Genomic DNA, 24912 nt, shown 5'->3' with positions numbered 1-24912 from the left:
GGGGGTTCACTTCCAGATGCGGCAGCCGATCATTCTTAAGGCATTTCTATTGTTGGTCGTCGTGTGTCTCGAAGCAGATCGCGTTGTTGCGCGCGCAGCCGAGGGCGACCAGATCTCCAACTCTGGTTGGCCCAACGCAACGAATACGGGAGTGCGTCCGAATGTGAAGCTAACGCCTTCGGGCGACGTCGTGGCAGACCAGGCTGGCGCAACCATTTCGGGCCTCGACATTCAAGGCCGCGTCTATATCAAGGCGCCGAACGTGACGTTGATAGACTCCAAGGTGACGTCAGCCTCATTCTACATCGTCAGGATTGAACCGGGTGTGACGGGCACAGTGATCCGGAATTGTGAGATCAATGGCGTCGGCTCGGGCAATGATGGCTCCTACGGCATAGTAGGTCAGGGTACGTTTGTCGCGAACAACATCTACAATGTGGAAAACGGAATTGGTGTATCCGGGTCAGATACGCTCATCCAGGACAACTACATTCACGATCTGCTTGCGTCCGGTTCTCCGCATTATGATGGCATCTCGATCGATGGCGGCAACTCCAACATCGTTATCAGGCACAACACGGTCATCAATGCGCACACGCAGACGTCGGCGGTCATGATCGACAACTATTTCGGACCGATCTCGAATATCGAGGTCGACGGCAACCTTCTGACGGGCGGCGGATATACGGTTTACAGCTCGGCGCAATTCAATGGCGGCTCGGTCGCTGGAGTTTCCTTTACGAAGAACCGGATGGGCAGAGGGAAGTGGGGCTATAGTTCGATTGTGAAGAACGTTCCGGTCTGGCGGGAAAACGTAGATAGCGCGACTGGCCGCACCATTGGTCCTCGGTAAATCATCTGCGGCCACAGGTCGCCTATTTGTCCACACGCCGGAACCAGAATGATCCTGGCTGCCGCCACGGTTCGCGCATCAGAACCGGACATGCGTCGTTCAGCCGAGCCTTGTGTTTGCGTGCAAGCCAGTTGACTGCGCCAATGATCTCGAAATGTGCGTTGAAACTCAGGAAGGCCTCTAGGAGATATTGCTCATTCCACAGCCAGCGATCGCGAAGGAGCCATTGAGCAGGGTAGTCGTGCGGCGTGAAGACGTCATGGACATGCACAAGCACGTTGTGACGGACGAGGCCGAGTACGTGCAGGTATTCGTGCAGGACGTCGCCCTGCGGGCGAATGATGTGTGAGGAGTCGATGAAGAGGATGTCGTTCTCGCCCAGCGCCTCAAACAGGCTGTCGGGGCAGCACTCGACCTTTCTTCTAAGGACCGTGACACCCGCTGATTCGAGCCACGGTTGCTCAAACGGTTCGATACAGATCTGCTCGCATTGGTAGCCCGGGCTGTCCCTCCCGTTCGCCTCTATCGCGAGGCGGGCCATGAGGGTCGAATTGCCGCTCCCGACCTCGACGATCCGCTTGGGTTTGAAGTGACGTATCATGTTATAGAGAAATTCGGCGTCTCCAGCCTCGAACGAGCCGTTGTGGTACCCGAATTCGTCGGGTCTCTTTTGAACGGTTGGAATTTCGAGCAGTTCGTCGCGGTAGTTGAATTGCTCGATCAGTTCAAGCTGCGCCGCTTCGTTTAAATCCAGTCCGGTGATTTCTCGCGGAAGATCTAGGTCGCGCTTCAGGTCTTTCGCGAGAACGATGGGTTCATAGTAATGATGCCTCACAATGGCGAACTGAAATCTGTCGCATACAGACCTCGACAAGGGAGCTCGATCACGGAGGCGACCCAGGAGGACAGCAAGCGGCGCAAAAAGCAAAACGACGGGCGTCAAAATTAGATCGAGTATTCCGTAAATGGATTTGCGTACATAATGCATGGGTCATCACTTCCGATCGATAGAAATGAAACAATCTGCCGCCTAGCAAAGCTCCACCTCGATGCACGAGAATATTGTGGCCGATTGCCATTCCGCCGTCCAGATCAGACTGCTCGCATGTGAGGTCGTCCATGGCGATGAAAGCCGGCTTCTCTACCAGGTGGAAATGGCTGCATCTTCAAGCGTGCCTTGCCGCGGCAATGCGGCGCGCCTGGTCTCAGCGAACATCAATTGCAGAGCATGAACGGCTCAGCGCGCGCTGCAAGGGAGGCTATGGCTACGCAATCTAATCGCCCGCGCTCAAAATGGCCCCGGACTGACTTCGGCACCACACCCCGAGCGCCGGCATTTCGCAGTCCCTCTGCTGACGTGTTCGTGCGAGGTCGGTTGAACCGAGCGACTCGATTCCATGCCAATCGTGGTCTGGCGGGATCGTGACGGCGATCTTTTTAGTGAGGTCTTAGATTTATATATTGCAATTAAATATGCGGAATATCGATCGATGACGAGAAGCCGGGCGCTCGCTGTCCTCTGCGAAGATTAAAGTGAATAAGTTGGCAGTGTGCTCTTGTGGCAACGCGCGAACACTCGCAATCTGCCGCAGCCTATATGGCGGTGTTACTTCGGGTTTTTTAATCGCGGTTGAATTTGGTCGCGCGTCGTACCCGAAAAATGACCCAAGTGGCGCCGCCATCTTGTCCCAAAAAAGCCCCCGCGGATGGAGCATGACACCGGCCGTGGCGCGCCTTTTTGGGGAGGGCGCACCTACGTGCGCCCTGCACGTCGGATTTAACCGAAGGAGAAAAATATCTTGGCAACTATGACTGCGTGGCCTGATGCTACAAACACTGGGGTGTCGGCGGGTGTGGCCCTCACTCCTTATTACGGGGACCTGGTCATCAATACCGCGGGAGCCGTGATCAGCGGCCTCGACATCCATGGATCGGTTTTCATCAACGCTCCGAACGTCACCTTGGAGAACTGCAAGGTCACGACGAATGCGTTCTACGCCGTGAGGGTTGCGCCCGGCGTTACGGGTGCGGTGATCCAGCACAATGAGATCAATGGCGTCGGCTCGGGCAACGACGGCGACTATGGAATCATGGGTCAAGGAACGTTCATCGCGAACAACATCTACAACGTGGAGAATGGGATCGGCGTGGATGGAGGGAATACCCTCATTCAGGACAATTACATCCACGATATGATCGCATCGGGATCCCCGCACTACGACGGAATCTCGATTGACGGGAACAACTACGACATCACGATCCGCCATAACACGGTCATTAACGACCACACTCAAACGGCAGCGATCATGATCGACAATTATTTCGGGCCTGTCTCGAACGTCGTTGTCGACAATAATCTGTTGTATGGTGGTGGCTACAACATCTACAGCTCGGCCCAGTTCAACGGCGGACCGGTCACGGGAGTCTCGATCACGAACAATCACATGGGCGGAGGTTATTGGGGCCCGACCGCATTCACCGGCAACTCCCCGGTTTACACTGGCAACGTGGATGACAGCGGGAGCCTTATCGCGACCCTCAACACATCGGCGAATAGCGGCTCGGGCCCGACTGTGCCGGATGCTCCCGTCATCGCCTCGTTCTCGACCGACAGCGGCACCGCGGGCGACAAGATTACCAACGACAACACCATCGAGCTCAAGGGCACCGCGGCGGCCGGCAGCACGGTCAAGATCTACGACGGTACGACCCAGATTGGTTCGACGACCACGGACTCGGGCGGCAGTTGGGACTACATCACCAAGGTCCTGACCGACGCCAAACATACACTGACCGCAACGGCGACCAGCTCGTCGGGTCAGACCAGCGCGGCATCATCTGCGTTGGCAATCACCGTCGATACCAAGGCGCCGATTGCGCCGACCATTGCCAGCCATACCGTGAACACCGCCAATCAAGTGGTGATGTCGGGCAGTGCCGAAGCGAGCAGCGTCGTGAAGGTGTTCGACGGCACGACCCAGATCGGGACCGTGACGGCCAACAGCACTGGCGGGTGGAGTTATACAACCAGCGCCCTTGCGGCCGGTTCGCACAGCCTTACCGCGAAGGCAACGGACGCAGCAGGCAATACCGGCGCGGCGTCCACCGCCTTCACTGCCAGCATCAGCGGCGCCTCGGCGCCAACCACACCGACCTCGCCGACGTCACCGACTGCCGGCAAGGTCGTCGAGGCGGCTGGCGCGACGACTCTCGTTGAGAGCGGCGGCAAATACTACCTCAATGGCAGCACCGGATCGGGCCCCACGCTGAAGGATAACGGTGTGGAGTTTGTGAGCGGGTCGGATGGCACCTGGACTCCCATCGGTGCGGAGAAGACGGCGACGGGCTATGCGGTTGCCTGGAAGGAGACCAGCACGGGTCAGTACACGGCGTGGAACACTGACAGCAATGGCAACTACGTCTCCCATGTCAGCTCCCTGACCGGCTCCACGTCGGGCGGCTCGGTGTCAGGGACAGACTCTGGCCTTAAGTCGCTCGAGACGACCTTCCACCAGGATCTGAACGGTGATGGGCAGACCGGTACTTCCACTGCATCCACCCCGACGCCGTCAACGCCGACGACTGGCAAGGTCATCGAATCGGCGGGTGTGACAAGTCTCGTTGAGAATGGTGGCAAATACTACCTCAACGGCAGTACCGGCACCGGGCCCACGCTGAAGGACAACGGCGTGGATTTCGTGAACGGGTCCGATGGCACCTGGACTCCCATTGCTGCGGAGAAGACGGCGACGGGCTATCAAGTTGCTTGGAAGGAGATGAGCACGGGTCAGTACACGGCGTGGAACACGGACAGCAATGGCAACTACGTCTCCCATGTCAGCTCCCTGACCGGCTCCACGTCGGGTGGCTCGGTGTCGGGTACGGACTCGGGCCTCAAGACGCTGGAGAGCAGCTTCCATCAGGATCTGAACAGCGACGGGCAGATCGGTACGTCCAGCGTAGCTACTTCGTCCGATGCAACCAGTGGCAACGCTGCTATTGCGGGCAGTACGTTCATCGCTTCGCCGGGCAACACAACCCTGACGAGCACGTCCGGCAATGACACGTTCGTTGGCAGCAGCCAGGCTGATACTTTCGTGTTTGGCGCAGACTTCGGCAACGACACCATCAAGGGCTTCGTCGCCCGCGGACCTGCTCACGACACGATCGAGTTCAGCAAGAGTGTGTTCGACAGTTTTGCCAGCGTTCTCTCCCACGCGACGCAATCGGGCACCGATGTCGTGATCGCGACGGGGAGCGATACCCTCACGCTGAAGAACACCAAGCTCGGCGCGTTGACCAGTAACGACTTCCACTTCGCGTAGGGGACGGCATCCACACAGACCAGTCTTCAACAACTGCCTTGGGGATCTCCTGGGGGATTTTCCAATGCATGGTTCAAGGGCAGAAAGCCATGATCGACTTTGGACGGCGGGGGGGATTCCCCCCGCCCGCGAATCTCTATCGAACTCCACTTCTTCAACTATCAGGGCTCTGGACGGCCGGGCGGCAGTCTGCGGAAAACACTCGGCTGCAGACGTCGCAACTGATCGGCTGGGCAAAGCGTCTGATTGAAGCACTGCGGCAACGGATATTCGCTGGTCGACCCCGGCCAGTGGATCACTATGACGAGTCGCAGTCAGAGTTGTCGGCTTTCCTGCGGTCTTGCCGCCGGATTTTCTGGGCACTCGCGGCCTTCAGCGGCATGAGCAATCTACTCATGCTCACCGGCTCGTTCTTCATGCTGCAAGTCTATGATCGGGTGCTGCCTGGACGCAGCATACCGACTCTGGTCGCCCTGTTGACTCTGGCGACGGTGCTTTACCTGTTCCAGGGCGGGCTTGATCTGGTCAGGAGCCGGATCAGCGCCCGGGTAGGTCGGTATTTCGATGAAAGTCTCGGGGTTCGCATATTCGACGCCCTGGTTCGCCTGCCTTTGAAGACCAGAGCGGATGGCGACGGCCTGCAGCCGGTGCGGGACCTCGATCAGGTCCGCAGTTTCCTGTCGAGCGGAGGGCCGACGGCGCTGTTCGATCTGCCCTGGATGCCGATCTATCTCGGCGTCTGCTTCCTCTTTCACTTCTGGATTGGTGTCACTGCGCTGGTTGGTGCGGTGGTGCTGGTCGGCATTACGATCCTCACGGAAACGCGCACCCGAGGTCCGGCTAAGGCGAGCTCGCGTCTCGCCGTTTCGCGAACTGCGCTCGCGCTCGAGGGACGGCGCAATGCCGAAGTTCTGCAGGCCATGGGTATGCGGCAACAAGCGGCCTTGCGTTGGCGGGATGTCAACGCGAAGTACCTCTCAGCCCACGAACGGGCTAGCGATGTCGCAAACGGACTCGGTGGTGCCTCGAAGATTTTCCGCGCGATCTTGCAATCGCTAGTTCTTGCCGTTGGCGCCGTTCTCGTCATCAACCAGGAATCAACGGCCGGCATCATCATTGCGGGATCCATCCTTACCGCGAGGGCCCTTGCGCCAGTCGAGATGGCAATTGCGAACTGGAAGGGGTTCGTCGCGGCGCGACAATCGGGACAACGGCTCGATTGCTTGCTGAAACTTCTTCCTCAGGAGGAGGAGCGGTTGGCATTGCCTGCCCCTGTCGAAACCCTGAGCGTCGAGAGCGTCTCTATCGGTGCTCCGAACTCCGAAAGGCCTACTCTCAGCGAAGTGTCATTCCAGCTGCGGAGTGGGCAGGCGGTCGGAATTATCGGTCCGAGCGGATCCGGCAAGTCGACGCTGGCGCGTACGCTGGTTGGGGTGTGGCCGTGCATTCGCGGCAGGATCCGGCTCGACAACGCCGCCTTCGATCACTGGTCTTCGGACGCCCTCGGCAAGCACATCGGTTATCTGCCGCAGGATGTAGAATTGTTCGACGGCAGCATTGCGATGAACATTGCGCGCTTCGACCCGAACGCGACCGCCGCCGCTGTTCTGGAAGCCGCCCATGCCGCGGGCGCGCATGACCTCATCCTCTCACTGCCGGACGGGTACAGCACGAAGATCGGCGAGGGAGGGCTGGCGCTGTCGGCGGGACAGCGGCAGCGTATCGGGCTTGCGCGCGCCTTTTACGGTAAACCTTTCCTGGTCGTGCTTGATGAACCCTCTTCCAATCTCGATGCGGAGGGCGAGGAGGCCCTGACCGAGGCGATCATGAACGTGCGACGCCGCGGAGGGATTGTGGCCGTTGTCGCTCATCGGCCGAAGGCGCTGGAAGGTGTGGACCATGTCTTGTGCCTCGGCGGAGGCAGAGTTCAGTCCTTCGGCAAGCGAGAGGAGGTTCTCAAGAAAGTGCTGCGGAATCCGGTGCCGCTGAAGGTCGTCGCGGAAGCTCAAGGAGGCGGCCGATGAACGGTCAGGTAGCGCCGGCGTTGCAGTCCATCCAGCGTTACATGATCGTCGGTATGATCCTGTTCGTCTTGGTGACCTTCGGGGTCGGCGGCTGGGCGGCGACTTCCCAGTTGTCGGGCGCGGTGATCGCCCAGGGCGTGGTCGTGGTGGATTCCAGCGTCAAGAAGGTCCAGCACGCCACTGGCGGAATCGTGGGAGAGCTACGCGTGCGCCAGGGCGATCGGGTCAATGCAGGCGACGTTTTGATCCGCCTCGACGAGACGCAGACGCTTGCGAATGCGACGATCGTCACGAACAGCATCGATGAGCTGCTGGCGCGGCAGGCTCGTCTCGAAGCGGAGCGCGATGGTGCCGAGCAGGTCGTGTTTCCCAAGGTGCTGCTCGACCGGGCCAAGGAGAGCAATTCCGAGGCGAATCGTGCGATCGCCGCGGAGCGGAAGCTGTTCGACCTGCGTCGTCAGGCGAGGAGCGGCCAAAAAGCGCAGTTGCAGGAGAAGAGCGCGCAGCTGGAGAACGAGATCAAGGGCTATATGGGGCAGACCGAGGCCAAGCAGAAGGAAGTCGAATTCATCCGCCAGGAGCTGGAGGGCGTGCGTGGCCTCTGGCAGAAGAATCTGGTGCCGATCACGCGGCTCAATTCGCTCGAGCGTGACTCCGCCCGCATCGAAGGTGAACGCAGCCAGCTCGCAGGAATGATTGCTCAGTCGAAAGGCAAGATCTCCGAAATCGGACTGCAGATCATTCAGATCGACCAGGATCTGCGGACGGAGGTCGGCAAGGACCTGATCGAAACGCGATCCAAACTCTCCGAGCTGGGCGAGCGCAAGACTGCGGCGGTCGATCAGTTGAACCGAGTCGATATCAGAGCGCCGCAATCCGGCCGCGTCCACGAGCTGAGCGTCCACACCGTTGGCGGTGTGATCTCTCCCGGCGAACAGATCATGCTGATCGTGCCCGATGCGGATCAGCTTGCGATCGACGTCAAGATCGCACCGCGCGATATCGATCAGGTGTATCTGGGGCAGACCGCGACGATACGGTTCGCAGCGTTCAATCAGAAGACCACGCCCGAAATCGACGGGGAGGTCAGCATGGTCGCGGCAGATATTACGCAGGATCAGCGTGCCGGCACGAGCTACTACACGGGGCGCGTCCTGCTGAAGCCGGAAGAGCTCGCGAAACTCGGGTCGGCCAAGCTGCTGCCCGGCATGCCGGTCGAGGTCTTCATCAAGACAGCCGGTCGGACGGCGCTTTCCTACCTGCTCAAGCCGCTGCACGATCAGGCGGAGCGTGCGTTCAAGGAGCGCTGACCAGGCGCTAGATTGCGGTGCTCGACTGCATGGAGTCAGAGCCGGCGCCCTTGGGCGCCGGTTTTGCGACTAGCCTCTGAAAGCACGGGCGGGCCGGAACCATCGGCCGCGGGCTTGCGGGGACGGCGGAAGCTCGTCTCGAATCGGAACGGAGTCCGCAGTCTGGCTCGAAGGATCCGCCGCCGCATTCTGGTGATATCGACGTGCCGCAAGAGATCCGGTGGGACGTACGCGATGAGATCGCGCCACCTCCTGCTCAACCGCAATAGATGATCGCGCGCCTTTCGAGGGAGCGACCATGGAAGGTGCTTGTTGCGCTCGGGTGAGACTATGGGTTGCTCGAACGATCGTCCGTTGAGCACGTCCATTCGCTTGGCGTGCAAGGTCATCGCGGCCACGTAGCCAAGTATTGAAGCTTCAGCTCCCAGAATGACGAGTAGCTCAACTGGCATATGAAATCGGTCCTGCCCGAGGAAGCTCTGGTAGACGGTTTGGCTCCGGTCCAAAATTAAATCAACAATAAAATCCACGTGGGAGCGGTAAATCGTCGTCTGGGCTGGGCACGGAGCACGTTCGTTCGTGCTGCGCCTTTCGCGCTTTGCATCGAGAGTAGCCTGAACCGGGCGAAGCTTCTCGCGCCCTCCCATGCTCATTCTGCTCTGCATGTTCGCTGCAGTGCTTTGTGATAGTGATCGCCGCGCTATTTAATATCGATATATTGCCAATTGAATTAAATGTAGTTAATATTGAAATATGGAATTAAGATCGTGGTCTCGCGTGGCCACGCTGGCGGCGGACCCGACGGTTTGGCGTTCGGAGCGGGATCGGCAGATGCAGCGAACCTCGGGCCCAGTTATCGCGGCAGCCGTAGCTGCCATGATTGGAGGCGTTCAATGGGCGCGTGCGTCATTGTCGACCGTGCCGCGAGCACCCCAAGCTGACCTTGTGCACATCGAACTGGGACGCCCGACCCTTCCGCCCCTCACTTACACGGTGTTTTGCCTGCGCTATGAGACCGAATGTCGCCCGCGGCGCTTCTTCCGTGGCGGGCCGGTCCGGTTGACAAAGGGGCGATGGGCTGAGCTGAAGGCAGTCAATCGCGCCGTGAACCGTGCCATTGCTCCGCAGCCCAATGAACTCGGCCTTGCAGGCGAGGCGTGGATCGTTAACCCGGATCGCGGTGATTGCAACGACTACGCCGTGAGCAAGCGTCACGAACTGCTGCAACGCGGTTGGCCCGCGCGGGTCCTGTTATTGAGCGAGGTGGTCACCAGTTCTGGAGATCATCACCTTGTGCTGGTGGTGCGCGCCAGAAGCGGCGATCTGGTCCTCGATAATCTGACGCCCGAGATCAAGTCCTGGTCGCAAGTGCCATACGGCTGGGTCCGCATGCAGATGCCGAGCGACAACCGGCTGTGGGCGACGATTGGCCGCCCGGGCGCCTGACTGAGCGGCCGGAGTCATGCCTGGGCTGCGCCGGCGGGACGCCTGAGCCAAGCCGCGCCCGCCGTCATGACGCCGCGAGGCCCAGCGCGTTGGGGGCGGCCGAGGGGTCCACCCAACGTCGGATCGTGCCTTCGTATATGTCGGCACCGTAGAGCCAGCCGTCGGGCCCCTTCTGCAGGTCCACAATGCCTGGTACGTTGTCCACCAACTGGACGCTTGCTATCTGCCGGCTCGCATCCAACGTCGCTGCGAAGATCGTTCCGTTGTAGACGTCGTCGAAGAACATCGTGTTCTGATTGTAGAAATCTCCCGCGGTGATCACGTGGAAATTGTCCGGAGCGCCGTGGCTCAGAGGTAAGATCGGGAATACGGCAGCCGGGTCGGTTGTAAAGTTGCGGTTTCCGTTATTGTAGAAGGTGATCGCCTGGGCGAGGTTCTGGTAGCTGGCGGTTCTGTCCGGGCCTTCGAGATAGGGCCATCCGAAATTCGAACCGGCTTGACCCGTGTTGATTTCATCCCAATTGTTCCAGCCCACATCTCCAATCACCGGCAGATTCGTAACGGGATCGAAGCTGAAGCGGTACGCGTTGCGGATGCCGTAGTAGAACACTTTTGACTGATTGCTGTTCGGATCGCTGGCCTGATAATACGGATTGTCCGGCGCTCCCTCACCTGTAACAGGGTCGATCCGCAAGAGCTTGCCGGAGAGATTGTGGATGTCTTGGACCCGCACGGCTCGAGGGTCGACGAAGTTGTACGAGGTGCCATCCCCGACAGTGAGATAGAGATAACCGTCGGGTCCGAAATGGACGGCACCTATGGAATGCGAATCGCTGTCGGTCGCAAGATAGTCACGGATGTTCTGGTTCTGGATGCCGGCCCTGTCGGGATCGTTGTCCTGCGCTCCTGTCTCGATCTGGCTCGCAGGAGCGGTGATTGTAGTGCCGTTGACGATCCCGGAAGGAACGATGCTGGGATCACCGCCGCTGTTCGCGTCGGGACGGCTAGTATAGGCCCAGATGCTGTTCTTGCCGACCAGCACCACTTCGCTGGACGGATCGGCAATCATCGTGACGGGGTCGACAGTGACCCTCACCAGACGGCTAGGTCGGTTGCCACCCCCATCGGCCGCTGCGAGTCCGCTTTGTGTCGCCGTCTCGGGCGGATCGTAAGTGTAGAGCAGGTAGACATAGTGGTTGGTTGCGAAATTCGGGTTCACCGCGATCCCCAGCAGCCCGCGATCGCCGAAATCGTTCACCTCGGTCGAAAGGTCGATGAGCGGGGTCGATCGCAATGTGCCGTTGTCCACCACGCGCACCACGCCGTTCTTCTGCGCGATCAGCATGTAGCGGCCGTCCGGCGTCCAGTCCATTGCCGCAGGCTGATTCAGTCCCGTCACCGCCGTCTCGCCCACCAGGTTGCCGAGAGCAGGGTTGTCGTTATCCAGGATATTCACCGTCGTCGTCACCTGGGAACCGAGAGTGGCGCCCGTCGGGTTGCTCAAGGTGACGGTGAAGGTCTCGTCGTTCTCCGGAGTCGTATCATTGACGATCGGCACAGAGACGGTCTGGCTCGCCTGTCCGGCGGCAAAGGTCACCGTACCTGATGTGGTCGTGTAGTCGGATCCCGCGAGTGCGCTGCCGCTGCTCGTCGTGAAGCCCACTGTGGCCGCTTGATTGACGGGCCCGCTGCGGAGCAGCGTGATCGTCGCGGTGGGGCTACTCTCTGCAACGCTCAGCACGACGTCCGCCATTGCGATTGTGGCGGGCGAGTCGTCGTCGACAATGGTGACGAGCACGGTGCGTGGAGCTCCGAGGAATCCGGAGCCCGGATTTTGAAGCCCGATGGCGAACGTCTCGTTGCTTTCGGTGAGTTGATCGTTGGCGATCTGGATGGTGAAGCTCTTAGTGCTCTCTCCCGGTCCGAAGACGACCTGACCGGTGTTCGTCCGACCATTGAAGCTGGGCTGGATGAAATCGGATCCCGCCGTCGCAGTACCGCCGGTGCCGATTTCATTCGTCGTGTATTCAATGGTATTTTGAGAGGCGAGGTCGCCGGAGCGTGTGACGGTGACGGTGACGGTGCCGGCCGTTTCACTGACATAGATCGTAGAAGTGTTGGCGAGTGCGATGACGTTAGACGGGGCGAACACGACGTCGCGAAAATAGTTTGCATTCTGATAGACGGCAGTGGGAAAGACGCCTGCGTCGTAGTCGAAGACGCCGGCGCCGACCGGAGCGTTCAGGCCGCCATTGCTGGTGCCGAAGGCGAAGCCCTGGGTGGTGGAGACGTAGTAGCTGTTGATGTTGACGGAAACCACGTAGGTGGTGCCGGCTGCGATGGTGAGCGGTGTGGCGAGGGTGGCCTGCTGCCAGCCCGAGGCACCTTCGTTGGTGAACGTGACGGTCGCCAGCTCCTGGCCCGTTGCCGACCAGATGTGGCCGACATGGGTTCCGGTCTCGTTCGAGGCCTTGTAGTACCGGATCGCCTGGATCACGCCGGAGACGTCAGCGGTGAAGCGCATCCCCAGCTCATAGTCCGCCCCAGCCCCGTCGGTGGCATTGGTATTGGTCGGGGTCTGGGTGGTGAACAGGGTGGTGCCACTCGCAGCGCCGACCGTCGGCGTGGCCGTGCTGGTCGCGTTCTCGCTGGCACCGAGCAGGTCGGTGTAGGTGGCGTTCACCCGGATCCGCTTGCCGACCAGGCTGCTGTCGAGGGTGAGGCTGGCGGTCGTGGCGGACAGGTTGGTCCAGGTGGTGCCGTCCGGGCTGCTCTGCCAACGATAGGTGATGTTCGCAGGAACGCCGTCAGGATCCGTGACGCTGGCCGTCAGCGTCTGGTTCTGGGTCGCCGTGCCGTTGATCGTGACGACGCCGACGTCGTTGACATTGGCCACTTTCGTGGCAGTCGCGGCGCTGACCGGGGTCTCGCTGCTGCCCAGCTGATCCGTGTAGAATGCGGTGACGCGTATGAAGTTGCCGACCTGGGCCTGCGCGAGGGTCAGCGTGCTCGCCGTCGCGCCCGCGATGTTGCTCCATGCGGAGCCGTTCGTGCTCTGCTGCCATTGATAGGCAACGGTGGCCGGCACGCCATCGGCATCGCTCACTGTTGCCGTCAAGGTCTGGTTCTGCGTCGGGGACCCGCTTATGCTCGCTGTTCCGGCGCGATTGTCGGGCGTCGACGAGCTCGCAGCGTAGACGACGTCGCGGAAGTAATTTGCATTCTGATAGACGGCGGTCGGGAAGACGCCCTTGTTGTAGTCGAAGACACCGGCACCGACCGGAGCGTTCAGGCCGCCATTGCTGATGCCGGAGGCGAAGCCCTGGGTGGTGGAGACGTAGTAGCTGTTGATGTTGACCGAGACCACGTAGGTCGTGCCGGCAGCGATGGTGAGCGGCGTGGCCAGCGCCTGCTGCTGCCAGCCCGATGCGCTCTCGTTGGTGAACGTGACGGTCGCAAGCTCCTGGCCCGTTGCCGACCAGATGTGGCCGATATGCGTTCCGGTCTCGTTCGAGGCCTTGTAGTAGCGGATCGCCTGGATCACGCCGGAGGCGTCAGCGGTGAAGCGCATTCCCAGCTCGTAATCAGCCCCGGTCCCGTCAGTGGCGTTGGTGTTGAACGGCGTTTGGGTCGTGAACAGGGTGGTGGTGGCACTGGCGGCTGCAACAATCGAAGTGGCCGTGCTGGTCGCGTTCTCGCCGGTGCCGAGCAGGTCCGTATAGGTGGCATTCACCCGGATCCGCTGGCCGACTAGGCTGCTGTCGAGGGTGAGGCTCGCGGTCGTGGCGGACAGATTGGTCCACGTGGTGCCGTCCGGGCTGCTCTGCCAACGATAGGTGATGTTCGCAGGAACGCCGTCAGGATCCGTGACGCTGGCCGTCAGCGTCTGGTTCTGGGTCGCCGTGCCGTTGATCGTGACGACGCCGACGTCGTTGACATTTGCCACTTTCGTTGCGGTCGCGGCGCTCACCGGGGTCTCGCTGCTGCCCAGCTGATCCGTGTAGAAGGCTGTGGCACGTATGAAGCTGCCGACCTGTGCCTGCCCGAGGGTGAGCGTGCGTGCCGTCGCGCCGGAGATGTTGCTCCATGTGGTGCCGTTCGTGCTCTGCTGCCATTGATAGGTGACGGTGGCCGGCACGCCATCGGCATCACTCACTGTCGCGGTCAAGGTCTGATTCTGTGTCGGCGTCCCGCTGATGCTCACCGCGCCAGGGTGATTGTCGGGCGTCGAGGAGCTCGCAGCAAACACGACGTCGCGGAAATAATTCGCATTCTGATAGACGTTGGTCGGGAAGACGCCTGCGGTGTAGTCGAAGACGCCGGCGCCCACCGAAGCGTTCAGGCCACCATGGCTTATGCCGGAGGCGAAACCCTGGGTGGTGGAGACGTAGTAGCTGTTGATGTTGACGGAAACCACGTAGGTGGTGCCGGCGGCGATGGTGAGCGGTGTGGCGAGGGTGGCCTGCTGCCAGCCCGAGGCACCTTCATTGGTGAACGTGACGGTCGCCAACTCCTGGCCCGTTGCCGACCAGATGTGGCCGACATGGGTTCCGGTCTCGTTCGAGGCCTTGTAGTACCGGATCGCCTGGATCACGCCGGAGGCGTCAGCAGTGAAGCGCATCCCCAGCTCATAGTCCGCCCCAGTCCCGTCGGTGGCATTGGTATTGGTTGGGGTCTGGGTGGTGAACAGGGTGGCCGGCACGGTGATGGCACTCCTGGACTAGTCAGCATAATCGGCTACGTGACAAACTTGTCGGCCGACCGAGAGACTGGAGGGTCGGCATAACGGTCTTTTTAATAAATTAAATACCACAAAAAATAATTAAATAAAAATGTTTTCTTCCCGTTAGAGAGGATACTGTCCGTCAATTTCGCTTGAACTGGAAGATAGCGAAAGTCCTGCGAATTGTGCATGGATCTTTCGAGAAATGAGATTGCAAGACTTGAATGGGGCGAGCAGCGCACGTCTGCCCCGCCTCCAACATGCTCGCGATGATTAAGGCTCCATCCGTTTCGCGATCAGATCAGCAAACTCACCAAGGTTCCGGGCTGCCTCGACTTCGCCAATACGGAATCGAACGCGAAACTTCTGCTCGATGGCGATAACCAGCGAGATCTGCATGAGCGAGTCCCATTCCTCGACGTCGGCTGCAGACAGGTCGGGCTTGGCCGCGACCTTCTCGAGGAAGACGCCGTCGAATACTTCCTGCATCTTCTCCAGTATCTCAGCTTGCTTCATAAGCCCTCCGGACTACTAGGATCTTTGTCAAGCGCATCTGATACGTCTCAAGCCTGAGCTCGAATTCCTTTCGGGTGACGCAGTCTTCCGTACGCACGAAACCAAACTCCTCGTAGATTCCGGCGACGATCCCGTTTTTGGCCGTTGGGAGATAGATGCCGCGCACTTTCGTGCAGCCGGCAGCCGCTGCGAGCCGGAAAATCTCATTCATGATCTCGTCCTCGACCTGGCGCTTCAGCACGCGGCAACTCATGAGCCAGGTATCGATAACGAAGACGCCGCCATCGATCTTTGCAATGACTACGGAGATGAGCCCGGAATCACCGAATCTATCCTCGAGCCGCATCGTGAAGCACCGGTAGTCCGGCCTTCCCAGGAGCGCCTTAATCTCAGTCTCGGACCGACGGGCCGTCGTCAGGTTGAACTGGTTGCTGCGCGCGATCAGCTGGGCGATGCGAGGAACGTCGAGCGAGTCGAATTCTTTGATCGTGCCTCGCATCTCAAGTGAGGCGAGGTAGGCAGGCATGTCGGTGACGCTCGCTGCGAGCTCCGTACGTCGCCGTTCTTGCCTGTACTGCGCCGTCCGTTCGAGATCCTCCTCGGTGATGGTCCGTGGCTCGAAATGACGTCCGGCCTGGATGCGAACGATGAATTCGGCGGGGTCCGGCCCGAGGAGTACACCTGTAACCAACGGCTGAAACTGGCGCACGATCTCGATTTCCGCCGGATTGTCGTCGGCAAACACGAAGCTGTCCAGGCCAAGGCGGAGTTCCTCCGCGATCCTCTGCAGGTTGTCCGACTTCGGGTCCCAATTGGCTTTGAAGGCCGCGAAATGCTCCAGCCGGACAACCATCTCAGGATGTTTCTCGAATACCTCGATTGCGCGTGCATGGTCGTTCTTGCTGCATACCGCAAGCAGGACGCCGCGTTGGGAAAGTCCAAGCAGGTACCTCTGGAAAGCCTTGAACGCTTCACCACGGGGGGACGAGTCGCCAAGTTCGATTCCCTCGATACCGTCCTCCGCGATCACGCCGCCCCATAGCGTTTGATCGAGGTCGATCGCCAGGACCTTCTTGGGGCTCTGCTTCCGGGAGGCGATCAGATGGCTTAGCTCTTGCGCGATGTCGACGAGAAAGTCAGGTGAGCCGAGCTGCTTCGATTCATACCACGCTCGCGCATCCGCCGCGGCTGAGATCCCTCGCCGCGCCGAGAGGAACTCAACGTCGCAGATTTGCACCTCAGCTGGGGCCCGAAGTCCGAGCTCGAGATTGACCGCCTTTCGGAAACTCCAGTCGCTGCCAAGCGTACGTGAACGAAACGAGCCGAGATCGAGGCCGCCGGGCAGCGCAAGATTGGCGAGGATCGCCGCCGCGCCGGAGCGCACGGTGAAAGTCTGCGCGAGGTTGAGGAGGTGCTCAGCGGCGCGGACTGCGGCTTCGCGCTGATGTTCGACGTCATCGAGGAGCGAGCCTGAAAAGCGGCAGTGGCTCGCGTTCGGCAGTATGAAGGCGAGATCCGGCTTGAAGGCGTACAGTGAGCTCGAGCCGTCAAGGATCTCCGAGACGAAATTATCGTACTCGCCGAGGAAACGTTCGCACTCGATCCCACGAATGGCCAGGAGATGTTCAACCAGTTCGTGCAACGGATAAAGGTTGTAGCCGCCTATGAGGGCGAGGCGGAGTCTTGGCTGGACGCTTCCGGGTGCATAAAGCTTCGCCTTTTTTCGAAGCGTCGACAGAAAGAATAGCTCGGAGAAGCTCGTCGCTTGCCGCGAGCGTGCGACAAGATGCCCCCAGAACGTGGCATCGCCTGACAACGCCAGGGACTTGAGTTCGGCATCATTGATGGGCCGGTCCGGCAGGGGTACTCCAGCGAGAATGGCGAGCCTCCGTCAGGACAGCGATATGATGTGATTGTCTCATACATTAAATGATGATATGGCTCGGGTCAATTAAATGTATTTAAATCACTAATTAAGGCGCAATAAATAGATGATGGTGCATATCAGGCCGGAGCCGGTGAGCCCAAGCACGCTTTCCACGAAAGCCGAGAATCTCAAACTGCTTCCCGGAGGAAATAACCTGCTTCTCCGAGAGCTCCGGCTGGATGACTCCGCGCAAGTCATCGCTTGGCGGAATGATCCCGTTCTGGGTAAGTTCCTGACCCGCGAGAAGCTGACCTTGGCTCAACAGGAAGAGTTCTTCCGGAAATATCAAGCGAGGGTCGACGATTACTATTTCATTGCCGAATTCAAGCGCTCGAAGAAGCCGGCTGGCAGCATCGCGCTGGCGAACTTGGATTTCGCGGCGGGACAGGGCGAAGTTGCGCGGTTGATCGTCGATCCTGCCGCGCGCCTTTTCCTGGCAGAGATGTTCGACCTTTTACTCGAATTCGCATTCGAGCAGCTGGGGCTTTCGGCCGTCGTGGCCAACGTTCAAAGCCGGAACAAAGCCGCGAAGAACTTTCATATTCGCCTCGGCTTCCAAATTGAAAAGGTTGCGCCGAAAGCTTGGTGGAACGGCGACGACGTGATTACGTTTCGCATGTCGCGCGCAGACTATCCACGACTGAAACAGGCCTGGTCGGCGCTGCTCCTCGATGCACGAGAGGATTAAACTGTTTGAGCAACCAGCCAGATTCCGTTCGACGCCGCCTCGTCTCCTTAGGCTGCCAGGGAAGGGAGGAGCAGCGCATCGATTTGCAATTTCATCACGTGGGAATGGCGTGTCGAAAGATCGCGGCGGAGCTGTCCGAGCTCGCGGTCGTTGGCTACAGTCCTGAAGGCCCCATGTTCGAGGACCCCATCCAGCAGGTTCGGATTCAGTTTGTATCAGGCGGCGGTCCGCGCCTGGAGCTCATTGAGCCGATCGGCGCACAATCGCCGGTGGCAGGTATCTTGAAGCGCGGCAGCAAGTTCTATCATCTTGCTTACGAAGCAGCTCGCTTCGACGACGCGATCGCTTGCTTTAGGTCGGAGCAATATCTTCCTGTATCGTCACCCGCGCCGGCGGTCGCGTTCGACATGCGCCGCATAGTGTTTCTTGCCTCCGCGACGCTCACGCTCGTTGAGCTCATCGAGGCGAGGGCCTAGCGCGAGTTGGCGATTGATCCGGATGCCAGGTAACGATTTGCGCGAGCCCGTCAGACGACACAGCTCCGCTGCGCCGAACCCATTCAGCAGCGCGCAGGCCGCCGGCCTGCAGTCTCACGACCGGCTCGGGGCCAAGCTCGGACAGCAGAATGCCCATGTGCCCTAATTCAGGAGGCCTTGTTGGCCAAACGCCCAACCCATTTTCTGACAATACGGTTCGATCGATGTCGCCCCAAAACTGCACGACAATGGCGCCAGGGGGCGCGCACGCAACGAGGTGAGCTGCTTCCGGTGCGCCGATGCGAGGCTTGGCCGCCGGTCGCAGCGCAACGATGATTGCGTCCCATTGGTCATGATACAAGGTCTGGACGTCCTCGAAGACGTCCACGCTCGCTCCGGAGCTCACGAGACCGGAGCGAAGCGAGCCAACGAAGTCGTTGTCGCACAGCAGGGCAATGCGATTCCTGTAAGCGGATAAGCCGCTATCGTGCAGTTGCTTGACGCACAGTGGACCGAGAAACGAGAAGACATCGACTGACGGGTGACGTTCGTTCACACCGACGATTGGAATTCCGCGCCGCAAGCATGCGTCCATGTCGAGGTCCTCGGAGCGAAATTCCCAGGCCTCGAACATCAAGGCGATGACGGCTTCCTTTGGTAGCTCATCAATAAGCGCAGCGGTCAGAGGCCGAAGATGGCCGCTGTTGGTTACGATATCCGTCTGATGGATGATATCGGGGGTGATCTGCTCCAGGATGTCTATGCGATTGGCCACGCCGACCGAATCTGCGAGCTTGAGGGTCTGGTCCATGGCTTCAGCCGAGGTGCCGTGCCGCGTAGTTTTCGTAAAGGCATAGACGTGCCTGGCTCCGGCCATCGCTGCGAGAACGGCCGTCACGGCATACGCCCCGGTCGCAGCCTCGGTGAGAACCGTTAGTTCCGAAAGGTCTAAGAGAGTTTCGGTGAGGGCGCGGCTCATCAGGGCGCCCAGACGTGGCAATGAGAAGCCTGGTCGTAAGGTGGTGTCGAAGCGAGACCGCAATTGCCCGAACGCCACACCGGACTCGGTCCCGATCATGAAATCGCCTCTCGGTTTCGTCAGGTGGGAAAGCGGCCGCTTGGGCGCATGTGCGGCGACTGCTCTAGCCCCGTTTTGCGCCGAAGCGGCGCTGAAGAGCGATGTGCCGCCTCATTTAATACATTAAAATATAACAGTAACGCGCTTTGTGCATATAAGTCGTTTGGTATAATCTGCCTCTGGACCTCGCTTTGCGCAGGAGTTCACCGATGCGCCGCGACGGGAGCGTCGGCATGCGATATACTCAAGGTGTTATTTGCGTAGACAATTTAAAAGGCGAGATTAACATATTTAACTTGCGACGCATCCAAAACCGCTTATTTTCTATGACCATCGCAGGGAGAGCGCCGATGAACCCGACTGACTCCAATAGTGAAGACCGCCGTGAGTTCTTGAGAAGCTGCGGAAAATTTGCCGCCGTCACTCCTCCCGTGATGACACTGCTGCTTTCGACCTCTCTGACCTCATCCGCCATCGCTAGTTCTGGCGGAAACGTTGTGCAGGGCAATAATGGCAAGGGCAACGGTGGTGGGGACGGCAGTCCTAACGGGAAAGAAGATAGCACTCGCTAAAGTGGCGCCTGGCGGCCCAGCCCTGACACCACCGTCCCGGGGACCGGTCGGAGGTTCAGCCGGCCCGGCGGCGCCGTTGTGCGGACGGGCGGTCGATCAGGAGATCGTTTAGCTTCTTGCCGGCGCGAAGCTGCGCCTTCAGCCATCGAGGCTGCTTACCACGGCCGGACCAGGTTTCGGACGGGTTCTTAGGGTTCTGATACTTCGGCAGCACGGGAGGGTAGGGGCGGCGTGCACGTCCCTCGGTCTGCCCCCCGGTCTTACCTTCGATCTTGCGAAGCCGCTCTTCGAGCTTGGCTTTTTCCGCGGTCATCCTGCGACTAAGAACAGCAGTGACCTCATCGTAGAGTCGCCACAGCTCAGCTGTGGTCATAGATGCCCAGTCATCGTTCTCCATGGAAGCCGTCCCCACTACCTCCGAACCGAAACAGGAGGGGGGCTTATCAGGTCAAACCGGGGTCCGGCAAGCACGATCACCCGTGCCGCTGCGCCAGTGTGCGTGGTGGTCGGAGTTACCGGCTGGGCCCGTGCCTCCGAACCAGCGGTCGCTTCGCCCTCCGCCCCCGGGCTCGTCGCCTCGGCGCAAGCAATCGCTGCTCGGCCTTCGACACGCGGCTACGCAAGTTCTGCAATTCAGTGAATTGAATGATGAGAGCCTGATGAGTTTGACGCAAAACTGCTGAAGAATACATGTGACCACCTACTCATTGCCAACGATGCCCTCCATGACCGCTCATTGAAGTTGCTGAATTGACGAATATGCAGCTCCAATATGGGTGACCGGATTTCGTCGTTGCTACACTGGCTGCGCGACGCAGCCGTTTTCGTGCTTTACTAACCAGCTTCGCCTTGATGAATAGTATTACTTTTCCTCCCTTCAATAACGTGGCTTTTTGAACGATCTCGTGTTCGTCGAAACTTCGTCGAATGTTAGATTTGAATCGTGAATGACCCAATATATCGTTGGTAATAACGGTGCCAACGAAGTTAATTGGATGTTGACCATCATGACACAGCAGCCGATCCGTGCGCCTAGACATTCTATGGGAGAATTTTCTGATCGAATCTATCATGCGTTGTCGAAATTTGGCTTTCGTCTACAAGCTTGCGGCCTCGAATGTTGAGCACCGCATTCTTACGGTGCTGCGCATACTTGCCGGTCAAGTTACCGTGGCGCAGTCGTCGAACGTTCGGCTGTCTAGGATTTGAGACTGTGTGACATTGTCGCCGAGCGGACCCGTCATCCTCGCGTTTCGAAGAAATTGTTGGATTAAACGGCTGCACGGGGGGTTGTTAGCGATAGGCAGGGGAAGCATGCACCGCACCAGAATTGTCATCGCGGATCGACATCCGATCGTTTTGCAAGGGATCAGGAGCGTTCTTGCAGCGCAGCGTGATTTTACGATCGTTGCGTCCTGCAGCGATGGCGCAAGCTGCAATGAGGCAATCCGATTTCTTGTGCCGGACGTCGCGCTCGTCGATGCTGCACTGCCTGATGTCAGCCGGCAGCAGATCCTCGCTCCCGCAAACGCTTCAGGCCCAAGTCCCGCCGTAGTCTTTTTCGCCGGTGTCGCGGCGGATTGTGAGTTGCAAAGGCTGGCCTTGGAGGGCGCCTGCATCGTCCTCTCGAAGGATTCGGATGCCGAGATGCTGGTCTCAACCCTGCGGAAAGCCGCCCAGGGCCAAGCAGCGGCCTCGCCGAGCGCATGGCTAGCCAATGATGAGGCCCGCCCCGATGAGAAGCCCCTGGCACAACTGACGGACCGGGAGCGGCAAATCATGCGGCTTGTGTCGGAGGGTCTATCGAACAAGGAGATTGGACGTCGGTTGAACCTTGCCGACGGTACGATCAAGGTCCACCTTCATCATATCTTCCAAAAGCTGGACATCAGCAATCGCACGATTCTCGCGGCATTGGCGATTTCGCGAAACGAGCTGCATGCCGGGTCACGTAAGATGGATCCCCCTGATCTGTTGCATCAGGATCCGGCGAGCGTGAAATAATGGGAGTGTCTGGCTCTTCCGAACGTGCGCGGGGGTTATCGTGGCGCCAGAAGCCCAGCCATGTCGCTGCAGGCCCCTTCGGCCTCGGCTAACGTTCGAAAGGGCGAACCGCCAATCTTGATTGCGGCCTGGTTTTTGTGGAGCGGACGCCAACTCGCCAAATAGCCGGCGCGGCCATGAAAGCCGGGGCCTCTCGGGCTTCCGAAGCTGATCACGAACGAGAAGCCCTCGCTGGTTGCGCTCCAGATCTCCATGTCGCGGACAGACCGGTGGAATTGCAGTGGCATCGTCATCATCCGTTGCAATCGAGCCCTGCGCTCGACGTCCGTTAAAACGCAAATTAATCGTATTAAATGGCGAGCGCAACTCCGAAGCTGCGCCCGAAGGCCAGGAAGTACAGGAACGAGTACGGAAATTGCCCACGATCGATTGACGGCGCACGTCAAGAAACACCACTCACATAAAGAAAATTATCGGTTGAAAATACATTTAATGTATAATACCGTAATTAATATTTTAAACTGAGGAGAGCGTGTTGTGACCCGGGACGGCAACGAAGATGACGACCGGCGGGCGTTCTTGAAAACCTGCGGAAGATTTGCGGCCGTCACACCCCCAGTGATGACTCTGCTTCTATCCACTTCCCTGACCTCAGGAGCCATTGCAAGCTCGGGGGGCCTGCGTGGAGTGACGCAGAAGGATGGGAGGCAATCGTCGTTCTTCGATAACGACCGGTCGTCCGTATCGGGACCGGGGAGCTCCAGCGGCGGGTCAACAGGGGGCGGGGGAGCCCCTGGCGGGGGCTCTGCTAAATCATCTCGCGCCGGAGGAGGGGCAGCCGGTGGCGGATCCGGCGGTAGCGGCGGGTCTGGCGGTGGCGGAGGCAGTGCGAAAGGGCCTTTCGCAACCGGCGGCAGCTCTGGAATTCCAAACGCAAGTGGTGGGCTCGATTGCGCAGAAGAAGACGAGGAAAAGCGCAAGGCCGAGTGTCCGGGAGCTAACACCAGGATTTCGAGTGCAGCCGAATCCAGCCGATAGCAGTCTTCTCAGCCCATGCGTGAGCCTGCGGCGCCGTACGGTTTGGCAGGGCTGGACCTTTCTTAAACTCCGGCCGAGTCGTCCCTTGTTGCACCGCCGCAGCGCGATTTGCGGTGTAAACACTGCCAAATGTTCATGCGATTGTGGTGAATTACATATTTTTCCTGACCTTATGCGACTTCTTCTCAAGACCTCGATCAGGAGCGTGTCATGAATATCCGCGTTCGAGCGGAGAGTCCTGCGGCGCTGCTTCGAGAACGTCTCGAGGCGCTGGTGGCAGAGCTTGCGGAACTTGAAAAGCTCAGAGAGCGGGTAGGTCGAGAGGAGAATCTTCAGCGCAAGCTGCGCAAGGCGGGCAGCGCCAACAACCCGGCTCGGACCGCGGGTGGGCCTTCCGGCTTCGCACAGGCAAAGCTCATGGCCATACCGCTCATTCGCAAGAAGTCGGGCTGTTGTGACGAGCGTCCCAAGGCGAGTGGATGACAGGAATTTTCGTCCATTGTTCGCTTCGGCCGGGAGCCGGCCGCAAAGTCGAAAAAAATGCCGCGCAGGATCGGACGTTTGCAGCGACCGAGCCTCGCGCGGTTTGCCGAATGGCGCGGGCAAATGCGGGGTGGTTCGCGAAAACGAACTGGTTCTAAGAGCCTGTCCCGGCTATTCGGCCGCCAGGCGAGCGGGAGGCGCTCCGCGCTGGAGGCCTATGAACGAGCCCGACCGTGCTCTGCGAGACGATCCGATCGATTCTGCGGCTCATGACCTTGTAGCATTCGCATGCCATGGCTTCGAGCCGCGGCCGATCGATTTCAAGCTGGCCACGTCGATTGGATCTTAGTGCTCTTGATGTCCGCATTGTGCTCACGACATGTGTGACGGTGGTGCGGCGGACGCCCAGCAATTCCGACAACGTTTCTTGGGTCAGCGGGAGGAGATCGCTGCCATTTGCCCGATCGTGAATGTGAAGCAGCCAGCGCGCCAAGCGGGCTTCGACGGAATGTAACGCGTTGCAGGCAGCCACGTGCTGGAGTTGCGTCAGCAACGATCTCGTGAACACTTGCACCATCGCTGCGACGGCGGGGCTGCAATGTTGCGCTGTCAGGAATTGCGCGGGCGAGATCTGCAGCGCGGTCCCGGCGATGCGAGCAACGGCCGTCACGGGCGAGTGGGATGCGCCAAGCGCTGACGTCAGACCCACAGCCCCTTCATGCCCCACTATCGTCGTGGCGACCGTCTGCCCGTTCGGCAACTCCATGATAGTGGCTATCGCGCCGCTCAGGGGGAAGAGAAGATGTTCGATCCGATCGCCTGATCGGACGAGCACCGTATCGCGCTCGATCCCGATCTTCCGCAGATGAGGTGCAAGCAAAGCAAAATCCGCCGGCGGCAACGCTGCTAACAACCGATTACCAACCCTGGTCGCGTGGTCCATCATGGGATCAACCCCCCGACGGATGTTCGGCGCGAGAACTCATGCCGGCTCGTCAAGCTGCTGTCCGGCGTGCAGCTCAACAGCAGTCAACTGGCAACCACAGATATGGTTCCTGCGATGAAGGCCAGCACGCGCTGGTCCGCCATTCAAGGGACGGCCTGCGCCCGCGACTCCAGCTTGCGCTTATACGGACCTGTCGCGGACCTGCAATTGATGTCGTCGACTCGCCGACGGCAGCCTGCGCTGCGGCTGAACAGCATCCCAGCCAACGATCATTCTCCGAACAGCTGATCGGCCTTGAGTTGTGAAGCGCGCAGGCGCGCATCGCGAGCGCGCTCTGAAAGTCTCGTCTCAGGGAGGGCCAATTTCCAAGATGGTGTTCTGGCCGCCGGGGGACCAAAAGCGTTGGAATGACGGCCGTGAGCCGTTCGTGTGCCCCACTCGAAGCCCACCCAACGGCCTGGCGTCGCCGTACTGTTCGGCAAAAGGATAGGACTTACGGCAAA

Annotated in this window: 17 protein-coding genes and 1 pseudogene; 11 read left to right on the top strand and 7 right to left on the bottom strand. The window is 59.6% G+C overall.

The features are described from left to right. Positions 1-16: 16 nt before the first annotated feature. Positions 17-853 carry a right-handed parallel beta-helix repeat-containing protein gene (locus tag I6F37_RS02620; protein WP_157784092.1) on the top strand — a complete coding sequence of 279 codons (837 nt, stop codon included), beginning with the start codon at positions 17-19 and terminating at the stop codon, positions 851-853. Positions 854-875: 22 nt separating this feature from the next. Here I6F37_RS02620 and I6F37_RS02615 read toward each other — a convergent pair whose 3' ends face one another. Continuing rightward, the gene (locus I6F37_RS02615) at positions 876-1841 is read right to left on the bottom strand and encodes a class I SAM-dependent methyltransferase (RefSeq protein WP_036013634.1); all 966 of its coding nucleotides are present in this window, start codon (positions 1839-1841) and stop codon (positions 876-878) included. An 865-nt stretch (positions 1842-2706) separates the two neighbouring features. Between I6F37_RS02615 and I6F37_RS02610 the strand changes: the two genes are divergently transcribed. From I6F37_RS02610 to I6F37_RS02595, 4 genes are all read left to right on the top strand, one after another. Further along, positions 2707-5178, top strand: coding sequence for an Ig-like domain-containing protein (locus tag I6F37_RS02610; RefSeq protein ID WP_157784093.1), 2472 nt, complete (start codon positions 2707-2709; stop codon positions 5176-5178). An 89-nt stretch (positions 5179-5267) separates the two neighbouring features. Beyond that, positions 5268-7202 (top strand): type I secretion system permease/ATPase, encoded by a 1935-nt coding sequence (locus I6F37_RS02605; RefSeq protein ID WP_225125021.1) that lies wholly within the window; start codon positions 5268-5270, stop codon positions 7200-7202. Continuing rightward, the gene (locus tag I6F37_RS02600) at positions 7199-8512 is read left to right on the top strand and encodes an HlyD family type I secretion periplasmic adaptor subunit (protein ID WP_225150187.1); all 1314 of its coding nucleotides are present in this window, start codon (positions 7199-7201) and stop codon (positions 8510-8512) included. Before I6F37_RS02605 ends, I6F37_RS02600 begins: the two co-directional genes overlap by 4 nt. 945 nt (positions 8513-9457) lie before the next feature. Beyond that, positions 9458-9958, top strand: coding sequence for a transglutaminase-like cysteine peptidase (locus I6F37_RS02595; RefSeq protein ID WP_225125022.1), 501 nt, complete (start codon positions 9458-9460; stop codon positions 9956-9958). A gap of 64 nt (positions 9959-10022) precedes the next feature. On the opposite strand, the gene I6F37_RS02590 is transcribed toward I6F37_RS02595, so the two are convergent. From I6F37_RS02590 to I6F37_RS02580, 3 genes are all read right to left on the bottom strand, one after another. Further along, positions 10023-14660, bottom strand: a complete 4638-nt coding sequence (locus I6F37_RS02590; protein WP_225150185.1) for a DUF4082 domain-containing protein — start codon at positions 14658-14660, stop codon at positions 10023-10025. A 294-nt stretch (positions 14661-14954) separates the two neighbouring features. After that, positions 14955-15197 carry an acyl carrier protein gene (locus tag I6F37_RS02585; protein WP_036013658.1) on the bottom strand — a complete coding sequence of 81 codons (243 nt, stop codon included), beginning with the start codon at positions 15195-15197 and terminating at the stop codon, positions 14955-14957. Continuing rightward, entirely contained in the window at positions 15184-17013 is a 1830-nt protein-coding gene (locus I6F37_RS02580) for an HAD family hydrolase (RefSeq protein ID WP_225150183.1), read from the bottom strand. The genes I6F37_RS02585 and I6F37_RS02580 overlap by 14 nt, the downstream gene beginning before the upstream one ends. Positions 17014-17188: 175 nt before the next feature. On the opposite strand from I6F37_RS02580, the gene I6F37_RS02575 reads away from it, so the two are divergent. After that, positions 17189-17812 (top strand): GNAT family N-acetyltransferase, encoded by a 624-nt coding sequence (locus tag I6F37_RS02575; protein ID WP_225150181.1) that lies wholly within the window; start codon positions 17189-17191, stop codon positions 17810-17812. Between the two features lie 5 nt (positions 17813-17817). After that, entirely contained in the window at positions 17818-18288 is a 471-nt protein-coding gene (locus tag I6F37_RS02570; protein WP_225150179.1) for a VOC family protein, read from the top strand. Here the strand turns inward: I6F37_RS02570 and I6F37_RS02565 are convergent. Then, positions 18269-19366: a hypothetical protein gene (locus I6F37_RS02565; RefSeq protein ID WP_225150177.1), complete on the bottom strand. Its 1098-nt coding sequence runs from the start codon at positions 19364-19366 to the stop codon at positions 18269-18271. The genes I6F37_RS02570 and I6F37_RS02565 overlap by 20 nt on opposite strands. Before the next feature lie 350 nt (positions 19367-19716). On the opposite strand from I6F37_RS02565, the gene I6F37_RS02560 reads away from it, so the two are divergent. Beyond that, on the top strand, positions 19717-19938 hold the full coding sequence (locus I6F37_RS02560; RefSeq protein WP_081493985.1) for a hypothetical protein: 222 nt from the start codon (positions 19717-19719) through the stop codon (positions 19936-19938). A 55-nt stretch (positions 19939-19993) separates the two neighbouring features. On the opposite strand, the gene I6F37_RS02555 is transcribed toward I6F37_RS02560, so the two are convergent. Beyond that, positions 19994-20335, bottom strand: coding sequence for an H-NS family nucleoid-associated regulatory protein (locus I6F37_RS02555; RefSeq protein WP_036025684.1), 342 nt, complete (start codon positions 20333-20335; stop codon positions 19994-19996). Positions 20336-21252: 917 nt separating this feature from the next. On the opposite strand from I6F37_RS02555, the gene I6F37_RS02550 reads away from it, so the two are divergent. From I6F37_RS02550 to I6F37_RS02535, 3 genes and pseudogenes are all read left to right on the top strand, one after another. Then, the gene (locus tag I6F37_RS02550) at positions 21253-21942 is read left to right on the top strand and encodes a response regulator transcription factor (protein WP_225150175.1); all 690 of its coding nucleotides are present in this window, start codon (positions 21253-21255) and stop codon (positions 21940-21942) included. Positions 21943-22479: 537 nt separating this feature from the next. Continuing rightward, positions 22480-22839: pseudogene (locus tag I6F37_RS02540) on the top strand (hypothetical protein); the annotation flags it as partial. 351 nt (positions 22840-23190) lie between these two features. Beyond that, positions 23191-23463 (top strand): hypothetical protein, encoded by a 273-nt coding sequence (locus tag I6F37_RS02535; RefSeq protein ID WP_036013665.1) that lies wholly within the window; start codon positions 23191-23193, stop codon positions 23461-23463. A gap of 154 nt (positions 23464-23617) precedes the next feature. Here the strand turns inward: I6F37_RS02535 and I6F37_RS02530 are convergent, their stop codons facing one another. Continuing rightward, positions 23618-24409 (bottom strand): Crp/Fnr family transcriptional regulator, encoded by a 792-nt coding sequence (locus tag I6F37_RS02530; RefSeq protein WP_036025682.1) that lies wholly within the window; start codon positions 24407-24409, stop codon positions 23618-23620. Between the last annotated feature and the right edge of the window lie 503 nt (positions 24410-24912).

Origin of the sequence: Bradyrhizobium sp. NBAIM08, from assembly GCF_020193935.1 — a bacterium.
GTDB lineage: Bacteria > Pseudomonadota > Alphaproteobacteria > Rhizobiales > Xanthobacteraceae > Bradyrhizobium > Bradyrhizobium yuanmingense.
Note: the sequence above shows the minus strand (reverse complement) of the source record. Positions and strands in the feature narration are given on the sequence as shown.

What these genes read in the sequence shown, in the direction of transcription:
- I6F37_RS02620 (WP_157784092.1), top strand. Translation starts at nt 17, where the DNA reads ATGCGGCAGCCGATCATTCTTAAGGCATTTCTATTGTTGGTCGTCGTG.
- I6F37_RS02615 (WP_036013634.1), bottom strand. Translation starts at nt 1,841, where the DNA reads ATGCATTATGTACGCAAATCCATTTACGGAATACTCGATCTAATTTTG.
- I6F37_RS02605 (WP_225125021.1), top strand. Translation starts at nt 5,268, where the DNA reads ATGATCGACTTTGGACGGCGGGGGGGATTCCCCCCGCCCGCGAATCTC.
- I6F37_RS02600 (WP_225150187.1), top strand. Translation starts at nt 7,199, where the DNA reads ATGAACGGTCAGGTAGCGCCGGCGTTGCAGTCCATCCAGCGTTACATG.
- I6F37_RS02585 (WP_036013658.1), bottom strand. Translation starts at nt 15,197, where the DNA reads ATGAAGCAAGCTGAGATACTGGAGAAGATGCAGGAAGTATTCGACGGC.
- I6F37_RS02575 (WP_225150181.1), top strand. Translation starts at nt 17,189, where the DNA reads ATGATGGTGCATATCAGGCCGGAGCCGGTGAGCCCAAGCACGCTTTCC.
- I6F37_RS02565 (WP_225150177.1), bottom strand. Translation starts at nt 19,366, where the DNA reads ATGATCGGGACCGAGTCCGGTGTGGCGTTCGGGCAATTGCGGTCTCGC.
- I6F37_RS02560 (WP_081493985.1), top strand. Translation starts at nt 19,717, where the DNA reads ATGAACCCGACTGACTCCAATAGTGAAGACCGCCGTGAGTTCTTGAGA.
- I6F37_RS02555 (WP_036025684.1), bottom strand. Translation starts at nt 20,335, where the DNA reads ATGGAGAACGATGACTGGGCATCTATGACCACAGCTGAGCTGTGGCGA.
- I6F37_RS02550 (WP_225150175.1), top strand. Translation starts at nt 21,253, where the DNA reads ATGCACCGCACCAGAATTGTCATCGCGGATCGACATCCGATCGTTTTG.
- I6F37_RS02535 (WP_036013665.1), top strand. Translation starts at nt 23,191, where the DNA reads ATGAATATCCGCGTTCGAGCGGAGAGTCCTGCGGCGCTGCTTCGAGAA.
- I6F37_RS02530 (WP_036025682.1), bottom strand. Translation starts at nt 24,409, where the DNA reads ATGATGGACCACGCGACCAGGGTTGGTAATCGGTTGTTAGCAGCGTTG.